Source organism: Streptomyces sp. NBC_01515 (assembly GCF_045040345.1).
Lineage (GTDB): Bacteria > Actinomycetota > Actinomycetes > Streptomycetales > Streptomycetaceae > Streptomyces.
In genome coordinates this window covers 2692952-2715667 of the sequence record NZ_CP109416.1, presented here as the reverse complement: position 1 = coordinate 2715667, position 22716 = coordinate 2692952, and the positions used below count along the sequence as shown (strand labels likewise).

Annotated in this window: 22 protein-coding genes and 6 tRNA genes; 19 read left to right on the top strand and 9 right to left on the bottom strand. The window is 70.3% G+C overall.

What is annotated here, in order from left to right:
• Positions 1–356: 356 nt before the first annotated feature.
• The 4 genes from cobT to OG407_RS11930 all read left to right on the top strand — a co-directional run bounded on the left by cobT (position 357) and on the right by OG407_RS11930 (position 6998).
• Positions 357–4241: a nicotinate-nucleotide--dimethylbenzimidazole phosphoribosyltransferase gene (cobT, locus tag OG407_RS11945; RefSeq protein WP_405857542.1), complete on the top strand. Its 3885-nt coding sequence runs from the start codon at positions 357–359 to the stop codon at positions 4239–4241.
• Between the two features lie 219 nt (positions 4242–4460).
• A complete protein-coding gene (gene cobA / locus OG407_RS11940) occupies positions 4461–5693 on the top strand; it encodes a uroporphyrinogen-III C-methyltransferase (protein WP_405857540.1) in 1233 nt (410 codons plus the stop codon).
• 82 nt (positions 5694–5775) lie between these two features.
• A complete protein-coding gene (locus tag OG407_RS11935; RefSeq protein WP_019059837.1) occupies positions 5776–6594 on the top strand; it encodes an RNA methyltransferase in 819 nt (272 codons plus the stop codon).
• An 8-nt stretch (positions 6595–6602) separates the two neighbouring features.
• Positions 6603–6998, top strand: a complete 396-nt coding sequence (locus OG407_RS11930) for an NUDIX hydrolase (RefSeq protein WP_365308062.1) — start codon at positions 6603–6605, stop codon at positions 6996–6998.
• Between the two features lie 262 nt (positions 6999–7260).
• Here OG407_RS11930 and OG407_RS11925 read toward each other — a convergent pair whose 3' ends face one another.
• Positions 7261–8658 carry a serine/threonine-protein kinase gene (locus OG407_RS11925; protein WP_405857538.1) on the bottom strand — a complete coding sequence of 466 codons (1398 nt, stop codon included), beginning with the start codon at positions 8656–8658 and terminating at the stop codon, positions 7261–7263.
• Positions 8659–8854: 196 nt separating this feature from the next.
• Here OG407_RS11925 and OG407_RS11920 point away from each other — a divergent pair, with 196 nt between their 5' ends.
• From OG407_RS11920 to OG407_RS11905, 4 genes are all read left to right on the top strand, one after another.
• The gene (locus OG407_RS11920; RefSeq protein WP_033282228.1) at positions 8855–9130 is read left to right on the top strand and encodes a hypothetical protein; all 276 of its coding nucleotides are present in this window, start codon (positions 8855–8857) and stop codon (positions 9128–9130) included.
• 212 nt (positions 9131–9342) lie between these two features.
• Positions 9343–9552: a hypothetical protein gene (locus tag OG407_RS11915; RefSeq protein WP_317888187.1), complete on the top strand. Its 210-nt coding sequence runs from the start codon at positions 9343–9345 to the stop codon at positions 9550–9552.
• A gap of 381 nt (positions 9553–9933) precedes the next feature.
• Positions 9934–10869, top strand: coding sequence for a phosphotransferase family protein (locus OG407_RS11910; RefSeq protein WP_405857536.1), 936 nt, complete (start codon positions 9934–9936; stop codon positions 10867–10869).
• An 80-nt stretch (positions 10870–10949) separates the two neighbouring features.
• Positions 10950–11249, top strand: coding sequence for a zf-TFIIB domain-containing protein (locus OG407_RS11905; RefSeq protein ID WP_405857534.1), 300 nt, complete (start codon positions 10950–10952; stop codon positions 11247–11249).
• Positions 11250–11311: 62 nt separating this feature from the next.
• On the opposite strand, the gene OG407_RS11900 is transcribed toward OG407_RS11905, so the two are convergent.
• The 5 genes from OG407_RS11900 to OG407_RS11880 all read right to left on the bottom strand — a co-directional run bounded on the left by OG407_RS11900 (position 11312) and on the right by OG407_RS11880 (position 11768).
• Positions 11312–11383, bottom strand: a tRNA-Val gene (locus OG407_RS11900).
• 34 nt (positions 11384–11417) lie between these two features.
• Positions 11418–11489: transfer RNA gene (locus tag OG407_RS11895), tRNA-Val, on the bottom strand.
• A gap of 19 nt (positions 11490–11508) precedes the next feature.
• Positions 11509–11580, bottom strand: a tRNA-Val gene (locus OG407_RS11890).
• A gap of 1 nt (position 11581) precedes the next feature.
• Positions 11582–11655, bottom strand: a tRNA-Cys gene (locus OG407_RS11885).
• Between the two features lie 40 nt (positions 11656–11695).
• Positions 11696–11768: transfer RNA gene (locus tag OG407_RS11880), tRNA-Gly, on the bottom strand.
• A gap of 179 nt (positions 11769–11947) precedes the next feature.
• Between OG407_RS11880 and OG407_RS11875 the strand changes: the two genes are divergently transcribed.
• The 3 genes from OG407_RS11875 to OG407_RS11865 are packed head-to-tail and all read left to right on the top strand — an operon-like array spanning position 11948 to position 14687.
• The gene (locus tag OG407_RS11875; protein ID WP_405857532.1) at positions 11948–12991 is read left to right on the top strand and encodes a chorismate-binding protein; all 1044 of its coding nucleotides are present in this window, start codon (positions 11948–11950) and stop codon (positions 12989–12991) included.
• Complete coding sequence (locus OG407_RS11870; RefSeq protein ID WP_405857530.1) at positions 12988–13809, top strand: aminotransferase class IV; 822 nt, start codon at positions 12988–12990, stop codon at positions 13807–13809. The genes OG407_RS11875 and OG407_RS11870 overlap by 4 nt, the downstream gene beginning before the upstream one ends.
• A gap of 53 nt (positions 13810–13862) precedes the next feature.
• Positions 13863–14687: a GNAT family N-acetyltransferase gene (locus OG407_RS11865; protein ID WP_405857528.1), complete on the top strand. Its 825-nt coding sequence runs from the start codon at positions 13863–13865 to the stop codon at positions 14685–14687.
• 18 nt (positions 14688–14705) lie between these two features.
• On the opposite strand, the gene OG407_RS11860 is transcribed toward OG407_RS11865, so the two are convergent.
• Entirely contained in the window at positions 14706–15221 is a 516-nt protein-coding gene (locus OG407_RS11860; protein WP_328684472.1) for a DsbA family protein, read from the bottom strand.
• Between the two features lie 363 nt (positions 15222–15584).
• Here OG407_RS11860 and OG407_RS11855 point away from each other — a divergent pair, with 363 nt between their 5' ends.
• Together OG407_RS11855 and OG407_RS11850 are read left to right on the top strand one after the other, a co-directional pair.
• Positions 15585–16034 carry a hypothetical protein gene (locus OG407_RS11855; protein WP_405857526.1) on the top strand — a complete coding sequence of 150 codons (450 nt, stop codon included), beginning with the start codon at positions 15585–15587 and terminating at the stop codon, positions 16032–16034.
• A 169-nt stretch (positions 16035–16203) separates the two neighbouring features.
• Entirely contained in the window at positions 16204–16356 is a 153-nt protein-coding gene (locus tag OG407_RS11850; RefSeq protein ID WP_019059824.1) for a hypothetical protein, read from the top strand.
• A gap of 70 nt (positions 16357–16426) precedes the next feature.
• Here the strand turns inward: OG407_RS11850 and OG407_RS11845 are convergent, their stop codons facing one another.
• Positions 16427–16987 (bottom strand): CGNR zinc finger domain-containing protein, encoded by a 561-nt coding sequence (locus OG407_RS11845; RefSeq protein WP_019059823.1) that lies wholly within the window; start codon positions 16985–16987, stop codon positions 16427–16429.
• A gap of 326 nt (positions 16988–17313) precedes the next feature.
• Positions 17314–17727 (bottom strand): SsgA family sporulation/cell division regulator, encoded by a 414-nt coding sequence (locus tag OG407_RS11840; RefSeq protein ID WP_004002642.1) that lies wholly within the window; start codon positions 17725–17727, stop codon positions 17314–17316.
• Between the two features lie 191 nt (positions 17728–17918).
• Between OG407_RS11840 and OG407_RS11835 the strand changes: the two genes are divergently transcribed.
• The 6 genes from OG407_RS11835 (at position 17919) to OG407_RS11810 (ending at position 22616) form a co-directional block, all read left to right on the top strand.
• Positions 17919–18383, top strand: coding sequence for a TIGR02611 family protein (locus OG407_RS11835; protein WP_405857524.1), 465 nt, complete (start codon positions 17919–17921; stop codon positions 18381–18383).
• A gap of 77 nt (positions 18384–18460) precedes the next feature.
• Positions 18461–18532, top strand: a tRNA-Val gene (locus tag OG407_RS11830).
• 344 nt (positions 18533–18876) lie between these two features.
• The gene (locus tag OG407_RS11825; RefSeq protein WP_405857522.1) at positions 18877–20163 is read left to right on the top strand and encodes an ABC transporter substrate-binding protein; all 1287 of its coding nucleotides are present in this window, start codon (positions 18877–18879) and stop codon (positions 20161–20163) included.
• Positions 20163–21131, top strand: a complete 969-nt coding sequence (locus tag OG407_RS11820) for a carbohydrate ABC transporter permease (protein WP_405857520.1) — start codon at positions 20163–20165, stop codon at positions 21129–21131. The genes OG407_RS11825 and OG407_RS11820 overlap by 1 nt, the downstream gene beginning before the upstream one ends.
• 8 nt (positions 21132–21139) lie before the next feature.
• Positions 21140–22021 (top strand): carbohydrate ABC transporter permease, encoded by an 882-nt coding sequence (locus tag OG407_RS11815; protein WP_405868369.1) that lies wholly within the window; start codon positions 21140–21142, stop codon positions 22019–22021.
• 4 nt (positions 22022–22025) lie between these two features.
• The gene (locus OG407_RS11810) at positions 22026–22616 is read left to right on the top strand and encodes a hypothetical protein (RefSeq protein WP_405857518.1); all 591 of its coding nucleotides are present in this window, start codon (positions 22026–22028) and stop codon (positions 22614–22616) included.
• The last annotated feature ends 100 nt before the right edge of the window (positions 22617–22716 follow it).

The following is a 22716-nucleotide window of genomic DNA, read 5'->3' as shown; positions in this document are numbered from 1 at the left end:
GTCGTACTGCGCGCGGTAGGCTGGCGGACTGTTGTACCGCATCGGGTGACCCGGCACTTCGTTCGTCAATGTCCGGAAAACCCGCCCGTTTTGGGGTGAGTGTGGTACGGCGGAACCGGAGGACGCGCAACGTGGCGCAGTCCACAGCGGGCCGTCGCGGATCAAGCTGTCGCGACGGCCGAACGCCCGAGACAATGCCAGTCGATGGCTTTGTCGTCTAAATGGTTTTGTCGCCTTTTGACGTCGGGTCGTTCGTGCCGCTGGACAGGCACGCTCGTTCTCCACTGCGGGGCGGTCGGTGCGCCGTTCCCGGTGAGCGGGTCGTAGAAGCACTAACCGATGGGCGAGGGGTACGCATGACCGACACCGGCCAGATCCCGGCCGAGGGGCTGCCGGAGAACGCAGGCATGGTGGAACAGCCAGGCGTTCCCGCGCACGGCGCGTACACCTACCTCTCCGAGACCACCACCGAGGACGAAGACCTGCTGCTCCTCCCGGGCGCCCAGGGTGCCTGGGGCAACGAGGTCCCGCCTCCCGCCCCCGAGCCCGTTTTCGAGACGGTCCATGAGCCGGCCCCGCAGGAAGCGGCGGTCTACGAGCCGGGCTTGCACGAGGCTGTCGCGCAGGAGCCCGGTGTGTACGAGGCCGCTGCCCAGGAGCCGGTCCCGCACGAGGCTGCTGTGCCCGAGCCGGTTCCGCATGAGGCTGCTCCGCACGAGGCTGCCGTACATGAGCCGGGTCCGCATGAGACGGCCGGGCGTGACAGCGGTTCCGTCGATCTCGGGGGAGTCCGGCTGCCCGCACCGCCGCCGCCCGCGCCGGTCCCGCCGCGCCGTCCGCTGCACCTCGGCCCGCCCCTCCCCGACACCTCCGCGAGCCCGGTCCGCTCCCTCGCCGACCGCGGTCCCGCCGGGGCGCCGGTACGGCAGGCGGGTCCGCCGACGACCGGCCCCGAGTACTTCGACGCACCCCAGCTCCGCGACCTGCCCCCGCAGGGCGCGGCTCCCTGGGGCGCCCAGGTTCCGGTGAGCGCCGGGGTGCCGACAGCGGAAACGGTTGTTCCGGTTGGCAAACCGGAGGGTCAGCTCGTCGGCGAGTCCGTCGGCGGGGGAATCGCCATGGCCCTGGACGCCGGGGTGGTCGTGCCGGAGCCCGAGCCGGGTCTCGTCATGGCCGCGGGCGCGAGCGCCGGCAAGGACGCCGACCTGGCGCAGGCTCCCGACGCGGGCGGGGCGTGGCAGGGGCACGGGCAGTCGTTCAACGGTGAGCCCGCGGTCGCTTTCGCCCACGTGAGCACGGAGGGCTCCGGGCACGCCGGTGTCGGTGTTGCCGAGGTGGGTCAACTGCCGGAGGGCACCGAGGGGTTGGGTGCCGAGCAGGCCCCGGTGCAGGACCAGGCGTGGGTGCAGGACCATGTACAGGCCCCGGTGCAGGCGCAGGTGGAGGTGCCGGGCTCCGATGCGGGGTTCGTGCCTGGCGGTGACGGGCATGGTGGTGACGCCGGGTACGTGCCGGAGGATGCGGGTGCCTTCGAGGCTGTGCCGGTTCCCGCGGCCGCGTTTGTCGTGGATGCCGGGCAGGAGTCGGCGCCGGAGCGGTTTGCGGCCTCGGTTCCCGTACCGGGTGTCGATGTCGCGCCGGAGCCTGAGGTCGTGCCGGTTCCCCAGGAGGCGTTCGCTTCTGAGGGCGCGGTGTTGCCGGAGGCCGTTCCTGCGGCGGGAGCCGAAGAGGGCTTCGACGCCGGGTTCGCTGCCGCTAACGAGCAGGTTGCCCAGCCCCTACTCGCGCAGGCTCCCGAAGAGGTACTCGCGCAGGAAGTCGCCCCCGAGCCGGTGTTGGTTCAGGACCCCGTGCAGGAGCCCGAGGCCGTAGCCGTTCCGGAGCCGGGCGAGGCGGAGGACGTCGTAGTCCAGGCAGAGAACCTCGTATACGCCCCCGCCCCCGACCAGGTTCTCGAAGCCCCTCACGCTCCCGAGATCACTCCGGTCGACGAGACGGCGGTCATCCAGGAAGCCGAGCCAACTCCGGCCGCTTTCCAGGAAGTTGAGACACCTCTCGCCCCCGAAGCCGCACCTCTCGCCGAGCCCGAGCCCGAGCCCGAAGCAACACCGGCCCCCGAGCCTGTCGTAGCCGCCGAATCTCATGTGGCGGAGACGGCGGCCCCCGAGGAAGCCCTCCTCTCAACCGAAGCCCCGCTGGAGCCGCAGCCGCAGCCGGAGTTGCAGTCGCAGCCGCAGCCCCACCCGGACGACTCCCTCGGCCGCTTCGTCGCGGTGGAGGGCTCCGTGCCCACCACCCCCCACCTCGCACCGACGCCGCCGCACCCGCTCGTCCTCCCCGCGGAGGAGCAACCGGGTGTCACAGAGGAACCCTTCGCCGCCGTCCCCGCCCCCCGTGAGGCAGACCCGGAACTCGTACAGCACGCGGACGACCTGGACACCCGGGCCGCTGATCAGGAAGAAGAGAGCACGGCCGTAGTGGAAGCGGAAGACGTACGAGAGTCCACCGGCCCTGCCGCGCCCGCCTACAACGACGCCGAGCGCGAGGCCGTGCTCAAGGTGATGCGGGAGCGTCGGGACATCCGCAACGGCTTCCGCAGCGACCCGATCCCGCACGACGTGCTGCTGCGCGTCCTGGAGGCGGCGCACACGGCGCCGTCCGTCGGGCACTCGCAGCCGTGGGACTTCGTGGTCATCCGGTCCGCGGACACCCGCCGGAACATGCACGAACTGGCGCAGAGCCAGCGCGAGGCGTACGCCAAGTCGCTGCCCAAGGGCAGGGCGAAGCAGTTCAAGGAACTGAAGATCGAGGCGATCCTCGACACCCCGGTGAACATCGTCGTCACCGCCGACCCGACCCGCGGCGGACGCCACACGCTGGGCCGGCACACGCAGCCGCAGATGGCGCCGTACTCCGCCGCGCTCGCCGTCGAGAACCTCTGGCTCGCCGCGCGCGCCGAGGGCCTCGGCGTCGGCTGGGTCAGCTTCTTCGACGAGCGCGAGATGGTCCGCGCGCTCGGCCTGCCGGAGCACCTGGAGGTCATCGCGTACCTCTGCGTCGGCTACGTCGACGAGTTCCCGGACGAGCCCGAACTGATGCAGGCCGGCTGGTCCAAGCGCCGCCCGCTGTCGTGGGTCGTGCACGAGGAGACCTACGGCCGTCGGGCGCTGCCCGGCGAGGACCCGCACGATCTCCTCGCGGAGACCGTCGCCGGTATCCGCCCGCTGGACGCGAAGGCGCTCGGCGAGGCGTGGGAGCGGCAGAAGCGGATGACGAAGCCGCCGGGTTCGCTCGGCATGCTGGAGATCATCTCCGCGCAGCTGTCGGGCCTGTCCCGGCAGTGCCCGCCGCCGATCCCGGAGCCCGCGGCCGTCGCGATCTTCGCGGGCGACCACGGGGTGCACGCGCAAGGGGTCACCCCTTGGCCGCAGGAGGTCACGGCCCAGATGGTCGCCAACTTCCTTGGCGGCGGCGCGGTTTGCAACGCGTTCGCGAGCCAGGTGGGCGCCGAGGTGTGCGTCGTGGATGTCGGCGTGGCCTCCGAACTCCCGGCCACACCGGGCCTGTTGCCCCGCAAGATCCGTGCCGGTACGTCCGACATGACGACCGGTCCCGCGATGTCCCGCGAGGAGGCCAAGCAGGCCATCGAGGTGGGCATCGAGACGGCCCGCGATCTGGTTGCGGCCGGCAACAAGGCTTTGCTCACCGGTGAGATGGGCATCGCGAACACCACCGCGTCCGCCGCCCTGATCTCGGTGTTCACGGACACCGACCCGGCCGAGGTGACGGGCAGGGGCACCGGCATCAACGACGAGACCCTGGCCCGCAAGACGGAGGTCGTGCGCCGCGCGATCGAGCTCCATCAGCCGGACCCGGCCGACCCCATCGGCGTCCTCGCCGCGGTCGGCGGCTTCGAACACGCGGCGATGGTCGGCCTGTTGCTCGGTGGCGCGTCCCTGCGTACGCCGGTGATCCTGGACGGCGTCAGCGCGGGCGCGGCGGCTCTCGTGGCCCGCGCGATCGCCCCCGAGGTCCTCGCGGCCTGCATCGCGGGCCACCGCAGCGCGGAACCGGGTCACGTGGCGGCGTTGAACAAGCTCGGCCTGCGCCCCTTGGTCGACCTGGACCTCCGCCTCGGCGAGGGCACGGGCGCGCTGCTGGCCCTGCCGCTGGTGCAGAGCACGGCACGGGCGATGCACGAGGTGGCGACGTTCGACTCGGCGGGGGTCACCGAGAAGTAGGCGCGAGGGCGTTCCGGTACCGCGGTTCCGGGAGCCTTCGCCGTGCCCGCGTGGTCCGTGGGCAGGCGTTCCGCAGGGCGGGACGGGTGGGCACGGACCACGCACCCGCAGTCGGCGAGGCCGCTCAGCCCCTGGACCGGCCGAGCCGCCGTAGCGCCCTGCCCTTAAAATCTGCACGTCAGGGCCACCCCACGCCGCAAAAGAGGAGCCGCATCCCTCATGGCCGAAAACCCCGCCTACCCCGTAGGCCTCCGCCTCACCGGCCGCAGGGTCGTCGTCCTCGGCGGCGGCCAGGTCGCCCAGCGCCGCCTCCCGGCGCTGATCGCGGCGGGCGCGGACGTCACCCTCGTATCCCCCGAGGCGACCCCCTCCGTGGAGGCGATGGCGGACGCGGGGGAGATCACCTGGGAGCGCCGCCCGTACGCGGAAGGCGACCTCGCGAACGCCTGGTACGCCCTGATCGCCACCACGGACCCGGAAGCGAACAACCGGGCCTCCGCCGAAGCGGAGACGAACCGCGTCTGGTGCGTCCGCTCCGACGACGCCGACCAGGCCACCGCATGGACCCCGGCGACGGGCCACAGCGAGGGCGTCACGGTCGCCGTACTCACCACGAACGCGCGCGGCCGGGACCCCCGCCACACCGCCGCGATCCGTGACGCGGTCGTCGCGGGCCTGCGCGACGGCACCCTCGTCGCCCCGCACCACCGCACCCGCACCGCGGGCGTCGCCCTGGTCGGCGGCGGCCCCGGCGACCCGGACCTGATCACGGTCCGCGGCCGCCGCCTGCTCGCCGAGGCCGACGTCGTCATCGCCGACCGCCTCGGCCCCCGCGACCTCCTCGCCGAACTCCCCCCGCACGTCGAGGTGATCGACGCGGCGAAGATCCCGTACGGCCGGTACATGGCCCAGGAGGCCATCAACAACGCCCTGATCGAACACGCCAAACAGGGCAAGTCGGTCGTACGGCTGAAGGGCGGCGACCCCTACGTCTACGGCCGTGGCATGGAGGAGGTCCAGGCGCTGGCGGAGGCCGGCATTCCGTGCACGGTCGTCCCCGGCATCTCCAGCTCGATCTCGGTACCGGGCGCCGCGGGCATCCCGGTCACCCATCGAGGGGTCGCACACGAGTTCACGGTGGTCAGCGGCCACGTGGCCCCTGACGACGAGCGCTCCTTGGTCGACTGGCCGTCCCTCGCCAAGCTCACCGGCACGCTGGTGGTCCTCATGGGCGTGGACAAGATCGGAAAGATCGCCGAAACCCTGATCGCGCACGGCAAGCCGGCCGACACCCCGGTCGCCCTGATCCAGGAGGGCACGACGGCCGCCCAGCGCCGCGTGGACGCGACGCTCGCGACGGTCGGCGAGACGGCACGCGCCGAGGACGTGAAGCCGCCGGCGGTGATCGTCATCGGCGCGGTCGTCGCCGTAGGCCCGAGGACAGCCGAGTAATCCGCGGCATCTGCGTAACCCCGGGTAACACAACCCGTTCCCAGCCGTTGGCACCACACCCAGGACAAGGCAGTATCACCCTGTGGCCGATCTCATCACCGTTGAGGATCCCGACGACCCGCGCCTGCGTGACTACACGGGCCTGACCGACGTAGAGCTGCGCCGCAAGCGCGAACCGGCCGAGGGCCTGTTCATCGCCGAGGGCGAGAAGGTCATCAGACGGGCCAAGGACGCGGGCTACGAGATGCGCTCGATGCTCCTGTCCGCGAAGTGGGTCGACGTCATGCGGGACGTCATAGACGAACTCCCGGCCCCGGTGTACGCGGTCAGTCCGGAACTGGCCGAACGCGTCACGGGCTACCACGTCCACCGAGGCGCACTCGCCTCCATGCAACGCAAACCGCTCCCCACGGCGGACGAACTCCTCCAGACCACCCGCCGGGTCGTCGTCATGGAGTCGGTCAACGACCACACCAACATCGGCGCGATCTTCCGCTCGGCGGCGGCACTGGGCATGGACGCGGTCCTGCTGTCCCCGGACTGCGCGGACCCGCTCTACCGCCGCAGCGTGAAGGTCTCCATGGGCGCGGTCTTCTCGGTCCCGTACGCCCGCCTGGACAGCTGGCCCAAGGGTCTGGAGTCCGTCCGAGAGGCGGGCTTCACGCTCTTGGCCCTCACCCCCGACGAAAAGGCGAAGAGTCTCGACGAGGCGGCCCCGCACCGGATGGACCGGGTAGCCCTGATGCTGGGAGCCGAGGGCGACGGCCTGTCGACCCAGGCCCTGGTCGCCGCCGACGAATGGGTCCGCATCCCCATGGCCCACGGCGTCGACTCCCTCAACGTGGGTGCCGCGGCCGCGGTCGCCTTCTACGCGGTGGCCACCGGCCGCCCCGAACTCTAGGAGCCGGCTTGGCCCCGCGCGAGGCGATCGTCGCCGTCCTCCGACGAGCGGACCGGGTCCTGGTCATCCGCCGGGGCCCGGACTCGGCCCGCGCCGGCTACTGGGCACCCCTCAGCGGCAAACTGGAACCAGGCGAAACCCAGGAGGAAGCCCTGGTCAGAGAGGTCAAGGAGGAGGTAGGCCTCACGGTCTCCCCCCTCGCCAAAGTCTGGCAGTCCGACGCGGCCGACGGCACCTTCCGCCTCCACTGGTGGACGGCCACGGAAACGGGCAACGGCACGATCGTCCCGGACCCGGGCGAGGTGTCGGAGGTCCGTTGGGTGACACCGGCGGAGTTCCTGACGATGACTCCGGCGTTCGACGCGGACCGGGAGTTCTTCGAGGACGTACTGCCGGGGTTGTAGGCGTTCATCATGCAGGGCAGGCCGCCGCCATTCAGCCCGCCCGGCATTCACTTTCCAGCGCCGGTCGGCGTTCTCAGCCCGTCCGGCGTTCACTTTCCAGCGCAGGTCGCCACCATCAGCCCGTCCGGCGTTTGAGGACGAGGCTGTTCAGGCCGATGGGGGTCTGGGGGCGGAGCTCCCGGGGCGGGGCGGAAGGGGCGGCAGCCCCTGGGGATGGGACGGGTAGGGGCGGCGGGGGCGAAAAAACCACCACCGACCCCCGCTACTCGGCGACCCCGTACAGCCCGCCCGAAACCGAACCATCCGCCCCTACGACGCTCCCATGCCCCGTACGCCCAAGCCCATGCGCCGGCCCCGAACACCCCTGAGCCACCGCGATCCCCAGCGCGACCAGCAACGTCACCACGACGAACACGAACAACCGCTGCCGCAGCAACCGCGGATTCGCAGGCCGCCGCCCGGTCCCCGTGGTCCGCGGCCCCGTCCGCCCGGCACCACTGCGAGGCGCGGGACGACTCCCGCTGCCGGACCGGGTGTTGTTCCGCCCAGCCGGAGTCGGCCGCGCCTGACCGGCCCGGGACGGCACCGCACCCCCACGTGACGAACTACCGTCACCCCGCGACGGACTACCACCACCCCGCGACGGACCACCGCCACCCCGGGACGACGGCGCGGCACCACGAGGCGCCGGCGTCCCCTGAGAGCCCTGAGGACTCTGCGGCCGCCGCTGCCCCTGGGTGCGCTGCTGCTCCGGATAGCTGTCGGTGAGCCGCCCGGTAGGCCGATCCGCCTCCGCCGCACGCGGCCCCGGCGGCCGCACATCGGCCATCCCCTGAGCCTCACGCGCGGCGATCTCCTTGAGCCGCAGGGACAGTTGGAGCGTGCTGGGCCGCTCCTCGGGATCCTTCGCGAGGCACGCGCGGACGAGCGGCGCGAGCGCGTCCGGCACCCCGTGAAGCTGCGCCTCCTCGTGCACCACGCGGTACAGCATGACCTCGGAACTACCGTGCCCGAAGGGCGAGTCGGAGGTCGAGGCGTAAGCGAGCGTGGCCCCGAGCGAGAACACATCGGTGGCCGGAGTGACCGCAGCCCCCCGCACCTGCTCGGGCGCGAGGAACCCGGGCGAACCCACCGCCGTACCGACATGCGTGAGCGTCGACGCACCGGTCGCCCAGGCGATACCGAAGTCGATGATCCGCGGACCCTTGGGGGAGAGGAGGATGTTCGACGGCTTGAGATCCCGGTGGACGACCCCGGCCTCATGCACCGCGACGAGGCCCTCGGACAGGGCGGCCCCGATAGCGGCGACCTCGGCAGCGCCGAGCGCCCCCTCGTCGGCGACCTTGTCATGCAGGGAGGGCCCAGGCACGTACTGAGTGGCGAACCACGGCCGATCAGCCTCAAGATCCGCCGCGACCAGCCGAGCGGTGCACCCACCGCGAATCCGGCGGGCGGCCCCGACCTCGCGCGCGAACCGCGAACGGAACTCCTGGTCCTCCGCCAGATCCGGCCGGATGACCTTCAGCGCGACCCGCTGACCCTTGCGGTCGGAGCCCAGATAGACGACGCCCATTCCGCCCGCGCCGAGCCGTCTGTGAAGCCTGAACGAGCCGACGACGCGCGGGTCCTCGCGCCTCAGGCGCATCATCGCCATGTTCATCCCCGCTGCCCGGTCCGTGTGACGAGCGACAGCTTACGTTTCCACGGCCGCCCGCGCGCAAAGGCCGCGCCCTCTCGAACCGACGGATTGTCAGTGCCGGGTGGGAAACTTGAAGAGTGGTCAGAGGCGTTGCGAGCAGCAGGACTTCACACCGCATCGGACCCCAACCAACCATCACAGAAGGGGGATTGAGCGCGTGAAGGGTGATCGCGTCGAGATAGTGGTGGACGCCGGCGACACAACACGTACATACGAGGTGGTGGCGAGCAGGGCGGGCCGTCGGGTGGAGACGGCGGTGCGCCGAGGGGTGGTGGAAGTGAGCGAAGTCACCCGCAGCGGCTCCGTCGTCCGTACCGCCCGCTTCATGGCGACCCGGGTCCTCGCCCTGGTCGAGCAGCCGGTCCCGCGCGAGGACAGCTCAGAGAAAGCGGGGCACACCGGACTACCCCTCCGGGAAGACCCCGAGACGTAGGACCCGGTCTCCACCCAGGGGAGTACTCCGCAGGTCATCGCTCATCCTCCGGGAGGCCCGCCAATCGGTACGAGGGCATGACGACCCGCACCCGCCGCACGCCTAGATTTGAGGTCAAGCGGCGGGTGCAGCACTCGTCCCCCGAGGTCAGACACCCGCCGCTGCCAACGACAACTGAGCTAGGTCAACGGAGCACGGTCAGGAGAGGGACCATGGCCCATACGGCACCGCGGGCATTGATCCGCGAAGAGGGACGCAAGGCTTACAACGCGGCCTTCCACACCCGCCGCACGGGCCGTCGCCACCCACTGGTGGCGACCTTGATGGCACTTCCCCTGGCGGTCCTGCTCCTCGTCGTCTTCGACGGCTGGGAGACCGTGGCCACACAGGCGTCGTCCGTGGGAGTGATGCTGGGGCGCTGAGCGGCGACCCCAGGCCCGGAAGAGCGGTCCGGGCGGGGACATCAACCCATGAAACCCCGTGGGGACGGGGGTGCGGCGGACGGCAAAAAAAGCCGGCGCAGCTGGGGAGCTGCGCCGGCTTTGCTTTGCCAGTTTTCGACTGGTGACTTGAACACCGATGTTTTCTCGATGCCGATCACCTCTCAGCCCGTCCGGCGTTTGAGGACGAGGCCGTTCAGGCCGAAGCGGGGTCCGGGGGCGCAGCCCCCAAGCGGGGCGGAAGGGGCGGCAGCCCCTGGAGGATGGGACGGGTAGGGGCGGCGGGGGCGAAAATCCCAAGGCCCACCACGACGTACGCTCACGACGAACCCTCACCCCGCACCCCCGCCCCCAGGAACCGCGATGCCCCGCACCCCCTTGCTCTCCGACCTCACCGCCCGAGCCAGGACCACGGCCCACGCGCGCACCACCCCCTGCCCCTGCGGAGCGACCACCACCCTCACGGACCGCCCCGACGGCACAGTCGTCCGCCATGAGGACACCGTCGCGAAGGCCCACGCCCCGCACACGGACCCCACCGACCTCACCGCCCGCCTCACCACGGCCGAGGCCCTCCCCGGCATCCTCCTGCCCCCACTCGCCCTCACCGCCCTCCCCCTGCACGACCGCTTGGTGACGTGCTGGCCGTACGGCACCCCCGTAGACCCGGACGACCCGGACGCGGCCCCCTGGGAAGCGGCGGCCACCCTCCTCGCCCACCTCCACCGCACCCCGCCCCCCACCCCGCTCCCGCCCATGCGAGGCCCCCTCAAGGCGGTCCGAGCGATCACCCGGCTCCGCGAGGCCGGCCCCCACCCCGCAGCCGCCCCCGTCCTGCACGCCTGGACACGGCTCCCCGCCTGGGCCCGCGCGGAGGCACCCCAGCCCGACACCACCCTCTGCCACGGCGACCTGCACCTCGGCCAACTCGTCCGCCACCCGGCCCCGGACGGCCCGTGGCTGCTGATCGACGTCGACGACCTGGGCGTAGGAGTCCCCGGCTGGGACCTCGCCCGCCCCGCCGCCTGGTACGCGTGCGGCCTGCTCCCGCCCGAGGAGTGGACCCGTTTCCTGACCGCGTACCGCGAGGCGGGCGGCCCGGCCGTTCCCGCGGACGGCGACCCGTGGCCCGCCCTGGACGTTCCCGCCCGCGCTCTCACCGTCCAGACCGCCGCCCTGGCGATCGTCAAGGCAGTCCAAGCCGGCCGGCCACTCGACGAGGTGGAGCGGGCCGTCGTGGACGCGTGTGACCGAATGGGTTCCGTACCGGCCGAGTTGGCGCCCGAATCCGCGAAGTAGGGTGCAACCGACCGGGGTCGGACGGAGTCTGTCCTGGGGAAACACCAAGATGTACCGACGGGCGAGGAGTTGAGCCGAGCATGCAGTGTCCGAAGTGCCATGCGCCGATGCACACGTACAACCGCAACGGTGTCCAGATCGAGCAGTGCAGCAACTGCCGGGGGATCTTCCTCGACTACGGCGAGCTGGAGGCGCTGACCCGCGTGGAGTCCCAGTGGCAGCAGCCCGCCCCGCCGCCCCCGGGCCCGCAGGCCTACCCCGCCCCGTCCGCGCCCGCCTGGGGCGCCCCGCACGGCGGCGGTCACGGTGGTGGCCACTACGGCGGTCACGGCGGCCACAACCGGCACAAGAGCTTCGGCCACATGCTGTTCTCCAGCTGACCGGTACGCACTGGCACACGAAGAAGCCCCCGGTCGCGGTGAGCGCCGGGGGCTTCGGTGTGTGGACGATACTGGGATTGAACCAGTGACCTCTTCCGTGTCAGGGAAGCGCTCTCCCGCTGAGCTAATCGTCCTCGGGACCACGATCCGGGGATCATGGGCGGTGCGTGCGCGATACTGGGATTGAACCAGTGACCTCTTCCGTGTCAGGGAAGCGCTCTCCCGCTGAGCTAATCGCGCGGGGATCCTTGCGGACCAGTGGACGATACTGGGATTGAACCAGTGACCTCTTCCGTGTCAGGGAAGCGCTCTCCCGCTGAGCTAATCGTCCTTGGAGGTGGAGACGGGATTTGAACCCGTGTAGACGGCTTTGCAGGCCGTTGCCTCGCCTCTCGGCCACTCCACCAGGAGTGCGGGGGGTCGGGAAGATCCCCCACTTTCCTGCGAGCGGACGACCAGGTTCGAACTGGCGACCTCAACCTTGGCAAGGTTGCGCTCTACCAACTGAGCTACGTCCGCTTGTCGTTTCCGCTCGGCTTGCGCGTCGCGGCGACGAGTTGAACTCTAGCGGATTCCCGGGCCAGCACAAAAACGCGTTTGTGCAGCGTGCTGGCCTGCGACTACGGGAACACATGGTCAGGGCACCCGCGGTGACACGGCCGGGCAACCTGTGAGACACCCGCCATAGACTCGACGGCGTGTTCCGCCTCACCCCTCTCGCCCGTTTCGGCGGCCGTGTCGCCACCGGTCTCCTCGATGTCACCAGCGATCCCGCAGCCCTGGACTCCATCGGCTTCTGGGCGGTCGCGGCCGACTTCGAGGGCCGTCTGACCTGCGCGCGCTTCCGCGACGTACGACACGAACCGGTCCCGGCACCCGTCCCCGGCGCCTGGCACGCCCCCGCGACCGAGGCCTGGACCTCCTCCCTCGACCGCGCCGCCTACACCGCCGGCGTCCGCCGCATCCGGGACCACATCGCGGCCGGCGACGTCTACCAGGCCAACCTGTGCCGCGTCCTGTCCGCACCGGTCGCCCCCGGCGCCGACGTGGACGCCCTCACCGCCCTGCTCGCACGCGGCAACCCGGCGCCGTACGCAGGAACGATCCGCTTGCCCGACCACGGTGTCGAGATAGCCACCGCCTCTCCCGAACTGTTCCTGCGCCGTACCGGCCGCGTCGTCGAGTCGGGCCCGATCAAGGGCACCGGGCGGACGGAGGCGGATCTGCTGCAGAAGGACCACGCCGAGAACGTGATGATCGTGGACCTGGTCCGCAACGACCTCGGCCGCGTCTGCGCCACGGGGACCGTGACCGTGCCGGACCTCTGCGTCGTGGAGAAGCACCCGGGTCTGGTCCACCTCGTGTCGACGGTACGAGGTGAACTGCCCGCCGCTGCCGGTTGGCCGGAGCTGCTCGCCGCCGCCTTCCCGCCCGGGAGCGTCACCGGTGCCCCCAAGTCCAGTGCCCTGCGCATCATCGACGCCCTGGAGACCGCGCCCCGGGGCCCCTACTGCGGGGGCATCGGCTGGGTCGACGCGGACCGGGGAATCGGTGAACTGGCCGTAGGCATCCGCACCTTCTGGATCGACCGCGCCGACGGCACGCTGCGCTTCGGCACCGGCGCGGGCATCACCTGGGGTTCGGACCCCGAGGGGGAGTGGCGGGAGACCGAGCTGAAGGCGTCACGGCTGCTCGCGATAGCGTCGGGCGCGTACGAGGTGAGCGGAGAGGCTCTTTCATGAAGATCTGGCTCGACGGCGGGTTGCAGGACATCGAGTCCGCCCGTGTCTCCGTCTTCGACCACGGACTGACCGTGGGCGACGGCATTTTCGAGACGGTGAAGGTGACGGACGGCAAGACGTTCGCGCTGACCCGGCATCTCGACCGGCTGACCCGTTCCGCGCGCGGCCTCGGGCTGCCCGACCCCGACCTGGACGAGGTCCGCCGCGGCTGCGCGGCCGTCCTCGACGCCAACCCGATGCCGCTCGGCCGGCTCCGCATCACGTACACCGGCGGCCACGGCCCCCTCGGCTCCGACCGCGGTGAGCACGGCCCGACCCTCGTGGTCGCCCTCGGCGAGACGAAGCGCCGCACCGACTCCACGGCCGCCGTGACGGTCCCCTGGACCCGCAACGAACGCGGCGCCCTCACCGGCCTCAAGACGACGTCCTACGCCGAGAACGTCGTCGCCCTCGCCCGCGCCCACCAACACGGCGCCTCCGAGGCCCTGTTCGCCAACACGGTCGGCCGACTCTGCGAGGGCACAGGGTCGAACGTCTTCGTCGTCCTGGACGGCGAGATCCACACCCCGCCGGTCGCCTCCGGCTGCCTCGCCGGTATCACCCGCGCCCTGACCGTCGAATGGACCGGCGCCAAGGAGACCGACCTGCCGCTGGACGTCCTGGAACGCGCCGACGAGGTCTTCCTCACGTCGTCACTGCGGGACGTACAGGCCGTTCACCTGGTCGACGAGCGTCAACTCCCGGGTACCGCAGGGCCGGTGACGGCCAAGGCCATGCGCGTGTTCGACGAGCGGTCGGGCGACGACCTTGATCCATAAAGGCCTCTTTTAAGAGGCTGACCTGGCGCTCCAGGTCGGGTAGAACACCATTGATGACCACGACCCTGCGGCCGACCGAGCCGCTTCAGCGCGAGGCCGACGGGACGCGTTCACGCCGCTACCAGGTGTGTGTGAACAGCCGTCCCGTCGGCGCGATACACCTCGGCACGAGTCCGTTCTTCGGCGACTCGGTCGCCCAGATCCTGGACCTCCGTATCGAAGAGCAGGACGGTCGGCGCGGCCGGGGCACCGTGGCCGCACTCGCCGCCGAGGAGGTGGCGCGGGGCTGGGGCTGCGAGCGGATCGAGGCATCCGTGCCCGCGGCGGCGGAGGTGGCGCTCAAGATGGCGACCAACCTCGGCTACGTCGTCCGCAACCGCCACATGGAGAAGCCCCTCGGCGACATCGCGCCCGAACTGCCCGCGGGGAGCCGGGCGCGGCCGATGACCGAGGCGGAGTACGGCCCTTGGAAGGCGCTCGGGACGGAGGCGGTCGTGGAGAACTGGACCGAGCGCGGGGTGCCCGAGGCCCAGGCCCGGACCAGGGCGCTGGAGGGCAACGCCGCCATGGTGCCCGACGGACTGGCCACCGCGAACATGATCTTCAGCGTTCTGGAGCACGAAGGGAACGCGGTGGGCACGCTCTGGTCGGGTCCCCGTGACGGCAAGGCCTTCGTCTACGACGTCGAGTCCGACGCGCGTCATCGGGGCAAAGGCCACGGCCGCACGCTGATGCTCCTGGCCGAGGCGCAGGGCGTCGCGGCCGGTCTGCCGACCATTCGCCTGAACGTCTTCGCGGGCAACACCCCCGCCGAGCGGCTCTACGAGTCACTCGGCTACGAGACGGTCACCTACCACCTGTACAAGAGCCTGCTCTGAGCCTCTCTTCTCCGAGGCTCACTCGCCCCCGGCGAGCAACCGGTCGGCGATCTCCTCGATGCGGGCGCGGAGCCCTTCCTGGCTCTTGCCGCCGTCGAGAAGCTCGCCGCCGATGACATACGTCGGGGTGCCGGTCACGCCGATGGCCTTGCCCTCGGCCTGGTCGGCGTCGACGATCAGGATGTGCCGGCCGTCGATCAGGGCGGTGTCGAACTCCTCTGCGTCCAGACCGAGTTCACCGGCCACCGCGACCAGGAAGGGTTCTCCCTCACGGTCCAGCTCCGCGACCCGGCCGAGCACGGCCTCGACGTAGTCCCAGCCCCGCCCCTGCTCTACGGCTTCCTCGGCGGCCTGCGCGGCGGCGAACGCGTGTTTGTGCTTCTCCAGGGGGAAGTGCCGCAGCCGTACCTCCAGCCGGTCGCCGTAGCGGGCCCGCAGGGCGCGTACATCGTCCAGGGCGGTGTCGCAGTCCGGGCACTGGAGCTCGCACCAGACGTCGAGGACGGGGGTGCGCACGGAGGGGAGGTCACTCATGGGCCCAGTCTCCCAGCCCCGGCCGCACCCCTCGAACCGGGACCACCGGCCGCACCGCTCGCACCCCTCGAACCGGGACCACCGGCCGCATCCGTACGACGCCGACCGGCACCTGGGGAGGATGCGACCCGGAGATGTCCCTGATGTCCGACCGGGGCATGGCCTCCCGGGGACCGGACGGTGCAGGATGGAAGGGACGAAGTGAACGCTGCCCGATCGACCGCACGCTGCCCGACCCGAAACGTGCCCGACCGGCGCCTGTGTGCACTGGACCTGCCCGACTCGCACCCGCGTGCCGGGAGCGTGCCCGACCGAACCGGGCGCGACCGAGACCTGCCGACCGAACCATGCCTGGAGGACCGGATGATTGCCGAGACCGTCTGTTCCGCCGTCTCCGCGGCCGGCCTGGGCATCGCGGCGGTCACGGCGTACCGCAAGCGTTTTCTCTCCGCCGCCCGTATCGCCGCCTATTCGCTGGTGCCGGTCGGCCTGGTGATGACCGGGGTCGTCGGCTGGGCGGCCGACACCGCGTTCAGTCCTGCGGCCTGGGCGGGTTTCGTGGTGCTGGGCGGTGCCTGGGTGCTCTTCATGGGCACACGCGCCGTGGAGCGCCGCCGTGGCGGTGGCGGCACCCGCAAGGAACGCAGGGCGGCCCGGGCTTCGGCTCAGCCCGACGCGGTGGCCCCGGCGGCCTCAGCCCCCTCCCTGGGACCGGCCAAGCGCCCGGCGACCCGGCCGGCGGCAGCGCCCCGCGCGCAGAGCGGGGAGGACTTCAGCGACATCGAGGCCATCCTCAAGAAGCACGGCATATGACGGTCGGACGGGACCGCGACTGAAACGACACAGAGTGAGCCAGGTCCGCCGGTAAGCGTTCAGGAGTCGTCGCGACTCGAAACGGACATCACGGAATTCGGCGAACTCCCTCTCATAACGGGCGTGTTGATCGCGCCAGGGGTCTCCGCTGCGTCATCATCGCGGCGAGATGCTGGACACGACACAGAGCGACGCCGCGCCGCCGAAGGACGAGCCGCGCGGGTGCCTTTTCGCCCTTTCCCAGCCACCGCTGATGATCTTCCTAGCGGTGATCGGGTGTCTGCTGCTCATGGCCTCGCTGCACGACCTGCTGATGCTGTGAGCCGTACTCGTGGTCCCCGACGTCACCCGCCGGGGGCCACGAACTCATCAAGTCCTTCAAGCCGGGCGGGTCAGCCCGCCGCTTCCTTGCGCCGTGCCCGGTACGCGGCCACGTGCAGCCTGTTTCCGCAGGTCCGGCTGTCGCAGTACCTCCGGGATCGGTTCCGGGAGAGGTCGACGAAGGCGCGCCGGCAGTCCGGGGCCTCGCAGCGGCGCAGCCGCTCCTCCTCGCCGGCCACCACGAAGAACGCGAGCGCCATCCCGCAGTCGGCGGCGAGATGGTCGGCGACCGAGGCGCCCGGCGCGAAGTAGTGCACGTGCCAGTCGTAGCCGTCGTGGTCCGTGAGCCGGGGCGTGGTGCCCGCGGCGGCGACCAGGTCGTTGATCAGCCCGGCGGCGGTCCGGGGGTCCGGGGCCGAGAAGACCGCGGTGAACCGGCCGCGGATCTTGCGCACGGCGGAGAGGTCGAACTCCGACAGCACCCCGACATCGCTGATCTCGTGGTTTCGTACGAAATCCGCGAGCAGCGCGACATCCTGCAGTCCGTCCGGCGCCGCGGCGTCCTCCGGTGCGGTGTTCACCAGATCGACCACGGTGTCGAGGGCGCACCGGGTGTCGTGGGTGATCAGCACGTTTCGCTCCCTGGCCTGGGGGTCGGGCGGGCGCCCGCCGATGCTGGCCGATGGTAGTGGCTTCCCGGAGGGCGGCCCGCTGTCTCTAAGAACGGGATCGTGCCCCTCGCGGTTCCCCGGACCCGGGAGAGCGCTCCCGGGCGGGACCACGGAGAGCCGTGCGGGCCGGGGGCACGGAAGATCGTGCGACCGGGGGCCACGCGCACCGGCGCCGCCCCCGCGACGAATCGCGGCGACGGCGCCGGTGTGTGCCCTATGCGGTTGTCTAGGCCCGAGCCGTCTCCCCGAGTTCGGACGGCGCCGGGCGGCTTGGTTGGGACCTCGCGCTAGCTCTCCGCCAGGATGTGCGACAGCTCCTGATCCAGGTCGAAGTGCCGGTGCTCCGTGCCAGGTGGCACGGCGGCGTCCGTCCGCTTCAGGAAGGACTCCAGAGCCCGCGCGGGAGCCTCCAGCAGGGCTTCGCCCTCGGGAGAGCTCAGTGCGATGCAGACGACGCCCTGACCGTGACTACGGGATGGCCAGACACGGACGTCGCCGGTGCCGGTGGGCCGGTGGAGGCCCTCCGCGAGAAGGTCGCGGGCGAACACCCACTCGACGGTCTCCTCGGCTCCGGTGTGGAAGGTGGCGTGCACGGCGTAGGGGTCGGCCGTGTCGTACCTCAGGCCTGCGGGGACAGGCAGGGATGACTCGCTCGACACAACGAGGCGCAGGTGCAGCTCGCAGCTGACCGTGGTGTTCATAAGCGCCAGGGCCTTTCGCTCAGTGTGCGCTCGGGGATTCGCACGTCGGCGAAATCGACATGCCACCTACGGTGCCGTTGTAAACCCCTCTGAGTGTTTTGCGTGCCTTTACGTAACTCTTCCGGCCGAGGGCTCGATCGCTCCGTGGGGCCATTCCGGTGACTGGTTTCCCTCGGGTAGGGTTTGTCCGTATGAATACGGGGAGTGACGAGCCGGGTGAGGTTGTCGTGGCGTCGGACGGGGCCACCGACGAGCCGCGGGCGGACGGGGCGCGGGACGGGCGGGGGCTCGGTTCCAAGGCGCCGGAATTCATCAAGGCACGCCGCGCGCTGCACCTGAGCTGGCAGGTCGGCGTCTTCGTCATCGGCCTCGCGGTGGTCGTCGCCGGCATCATCATGCTGCCGCTGCCGGGACCCGGCTGGGTCGTGATCTTCGGCGGCATGGCGATCTGGGCGACCGAGTTCGTCTGGGCCCAGCTGGTGCTCCGCTGGACGAAGCGCAAGGTGACCGAGGTGGCACAGCGCGCACTCGACCCCGCCGTACGCCGCCGCAACATCGTCCTGACCTCGATCGGCCTGGTCATCGTGATCGCCCTGGTCGCCGTCTACCTCTGGAAGTTCGGCGTCGTGATGCCCTGGAAGATCAAGGACCAGTGACCCGCTGACGGCGCCCGGGTGCCTTTCCGCGCTGGTCGGGGCACCTGCTGACATGGGGTAATGTTCTCCGTGCGCCCGGGCGATTAGCTCAGTGGGAGAGCGCTTCGTTCACACCGAAGAGGTCACTGGTTCGAACCCAGTATCGCCCACCCGGACCGACGGCCCGCCTGTGATCACACAGGCGGGCCGTCGTCGTTCGGTCACCGGGTCGCGCCGTCAACTCCCCATCGCCCAGGCGTTTTTCGGCCGCTTGATGTCCGGGTACGGCAGACCGCTTCCTGTTCGGCCGACCGGTCACGCGCGTCTCACCTGCGGTGTCCGTCCCGTCGCACCCGCAACGCGTCCGGCGGAGCCGTCGTAGCGCTCAGCCGGTTCACAAGAAATTCCTGTCCGAATCATTGACGCACCCCGAGGGCCTCCGTACCTTGTGCCAGCAAGCGCTTACTTGAAACGATTCATGCAGGTGGCAACGACGCTACGGGGAGGGCCCATCATGGGAACCCGCACGAATGTGGAGAGGCGTACGGTCCTGAAGGCCGCCGGAGTCTCGGCGGTCACACTGGGGGTGGCCGCGACGGGATGCGGCGGGAACGACGGTACGTCCGCGGACGGGAATGTGACGATCCGTTACTCGTGGTGGGGTGCCGAGGAGCGGGCGAAAAAGATCAATCAGTCCATCGCGCTCTTCGAAAAGAAGTATCCGAAGATCAAGGTGAAGACGGACTTTCAGGACTATCCCTCTTTCTGGGAGAAGTTCCAGACGCAGGCCGCGGGCGGAAATCCACCGGACGTATTCCAGAACGCCGTCGGATTTCTTCGGAAGTACGACAAGAGAGGCGTCCTGCTCGATCTCGGATCACAGATCGACGCGGGAAATCTGAGCCTGGATCACTTCCGCGCGGGCGTGGTGAAGGTCGGCGAGGTCGACGGCAAGCAGCTCGGCGTTCCGGTCGGTTCGAACACCATGGCGCTGGTCATCGACAAGAAGGTCTACGCGAAGGCGGGCGTCGACCCCACGGCGGGCTGGACCTGGGACGAGTACTTCAAGGCCCTCAAGACGATCCACGACAGGACCGGAGTCCCCGGGGACACCGGCTACTTCAGCATCATGTACCTGTACGACCTCTACCTCCGGCAGAACGACAAGGCGTTCTTCACCAAGGACGGCCTGGGTTTCGAGGAGTCCGATCTGACGGAGTGGTGGACGGACGGATACGGCCGGGTGAAGGCCGGCATCGTCACCTCCCCGAAGGTCGTCGCCCAGGACACCCCCAAGTCCTCGCTCTCGGCCGGACACGGCGCCTCGGAATTCACCTGGGACAACTTCACCGTCCGCTACACGGCGGAGGGCGCCAGCGACTACGGCCTCGCGCCGATCCCCACCACCGACGGCAAGGACACCGGCCAGTACCTCGCCTCCCTGATGCTCAGCGGCTCGGCGCGCACCAAGCACCCGAAGGAAGTCGCCCAGTTCATCGATTTCATGGTCCACGACCCCGCGGTCGGCAAGATCATGGGCTACGACCGGGGCATCCTCGCGACCACCGACCAGTACGACGCGTTCAAGCCGACCGACACGGTCCAGAAGGAGATCGCCCAGTACGAGGTGGACACCGCCAAGGCCGGTGTCCTCGGGACGATCACCCCGCACCCGTCCGGCGCCGACACCGCCGAGTCCGCCTTCCTCCGCATCGGCGGGGACATGGCGCTGGGCAAGACCAAGGTCGCCGACGCGGTGAAGCAGTTCTTCTCCGAGGCGCAGGCCGCCTTCTCCGCCTGATGGGAACCGCCGTGACGCTCGTCGACGACGCTCCGCCCGCCACCCGGCAGACCCGCTCCGCCACCCCCGCCGCCAAGAAGCGGTGGGGGCGCCGCGAGAACCTCGCCGGCTACCTCTTCATGTCCCCGTGGATCGCCGGCTTCCTGCTGCTGACTGCGGGCCCCATGGTCGCGTCCCTCTACTTCGCGTTCACCGACTACAACCTCTTCGACAGCCCGAAGTGGATCGGCTTCGACAACTTCACCCGGATGTTCGACGACCCTCGGTGGCAGAAGTCGGTCGAGGTGACGGCGAAATACGTCGTCATCGGCACCCCGCTGAAACTGCTCCTCGCCCTCGGCGTCGCCATGCTGCTCGCCCAGAGCCGCCGCGGCCAGGCCCTGTACCGGGCAGCCTTCTACGCCCCCTCGCTCATCGGCGCGAGCGTCTCGATCGGCTTCGTGTGGCGGACGCTCTTCTCCGACGGCGCCGTGGTGGACCGTACGCAGTCGTTGTTCGGCTCCCATGTCGGCGGCTGGGTCGGCGACCCCGACTGGATCCTCTACTCCCTGGTGGCGCTCACCGTCTGGCAGTTCGGCGCACCGATGGTCATCTTCCTCGCCGGGCTGAAGCAGGTGCCGAGGGAGTTGTACGAGGCCGCCGCGATGGACGGGGCCGGGCCCTTCCGCCGGTTCTGGAACATCACGCTGCCGATGATCTCCCCGGTGCTCTTCTTCAACGTGCTGCTGGAGACCATCCACTCCTTCCAGATCTTCGGCTCCGCGTACGTCGTCTCCAACTCCCAGTGCGGACCGGCCGACGCCACCCTCGTCTACACCTGCTACCTCTACCAACAGGGCTTCAAGAACGCCCAGATGGGCTTCGCGTCCGCGATGGCCTGGATGCTGCTGCTCGCCGTGGCGCTCGTGACGGCCGTCCTCTTCTGGTCGCAGAAGAAGTGGGTGCACTACGAGGAGGACGCCCGATGAGCCGCTCGATGAGTGTCACCGCTGTCCCGAAGTCCCCGGGCCCGGGCCTGGGCCGCAAGCGCACCGGCTCGCTCGTCTGGCACGTCGGCGCGCTGGCCGTCCTCGCCGTCGTCCTCTACCCGGTCGTCTGGGTCATCGGCGCCTCGTTCAAGCCGAGCAAGGACGTCATCAACAGCCTGCAACTCTTCCCCGGGCACCCGATCCTCACCAACTTCAAGGGCCTGGCCAAGGGCATCGCCGACATCTCGATCTGGACCTTCTTCCAGAACTCCCTTTTCTACGCCCTCGGTTCGGTCCTCGGCATCCTCATCTCCTGCTCCCTGACGGCCTACGCCTTCGCCCGCATCCGGTTCGCCGGCCGCAACTTGCTCTTCTCCCTCATGATCGGCACACTCCTGCTGCCGTACCACGTGCTGCTGATCCCGCAGTACGTGATGTTCCAGAAGCTCCAACTGGTCAACACCTACGTCCCGTTGCTGATCGGCAAGTACCTGGCGACCGAGGCCTTCTTCGTCTTCCTCATGGTGCAGTTCATGCGCAACCTGCCGAAGGAACTGGACGAGGCGGCCCGGCTCGACGGCTGCGGGCACCTGCGCATCTACTGGTCGATCGTGCTGCCGCTGTGCCGGCCCGCGCTCATCACCAGCGCGATCTTCACTTTCATCAACGCCTGGAACGACTTCATGGGCCCGCTGATCTACCTCAACGAGCCCGGAAAATACACCGTTTCACTGGGCCTGATGATGTTCCGCGACTCCGACGGCGTGGCCGCGAACTACGGCGGCATGATCGCGATGTCCCTCGTCGCGCTGCTGCCGGTGCTGCTGTTCTTCCTCGCCTTCCAGCGGTACCTGATCGACGGCATGGCGACCTCCGGACTGAAGGGCTGAGCCGGTGGCCGAAGCACGCGTGAAGGCACGCAGGGAGTCGGTCCTCGCCGAGCGGTTCGGGGTCTTCGCCGAATGTCTGCTCACCGGGGTGTGGATCGCCGTCGCGTCGGCGGGAGTTGTCACGTATCCCGCCGCGTTCGCCGCCGGGGCACGGCACTTGAGGCGACGTACGGCTCATGTGGGCGGCGGCTGGCGGGAGTTCGTCGCGGACTTCCGGGCGGCGGTGCGCGGTGGGTGGGTCGTCGGGGTCGCCGGGTGGGGTGCGGGGGCCGCCGTATGGGTGGACGTCCAGGCCGTGCGCGCCGGGCTGCCCGGTGGGCAACTCGTCGGCGCCGTCGGGGTGTTCGCGTTGCTCGGGACCCTCGTGGCCGGGATGCGCGCGGCTGCCGTCTGGGTGCCGGGGGACACCTGGCGGGCGCTGCTCGCCCAGGCCGGTCGCCGTACGGTGCTCGACCCGGCCGGTTCCTTCCTGCTCGTGGGTGGGCTGGTCCTCGTCGGCTGTTCCGCCCTGCTCATCGCACCGCTGGCGGTCCCCGTGCTGGGGGCCGTCGCCGCCGCGGCCGTAGCCGTGGAGGAGCGGTACCGGCGCCGCTGACGGGCGGTGCCCTCGCATCAGGTCGGCGCGTTCCCGGCGTCGCACCTCTCTATGTCATGCCCCTGACCAGACGGACTTGAAGAAAGCTTCCCGCACGGAA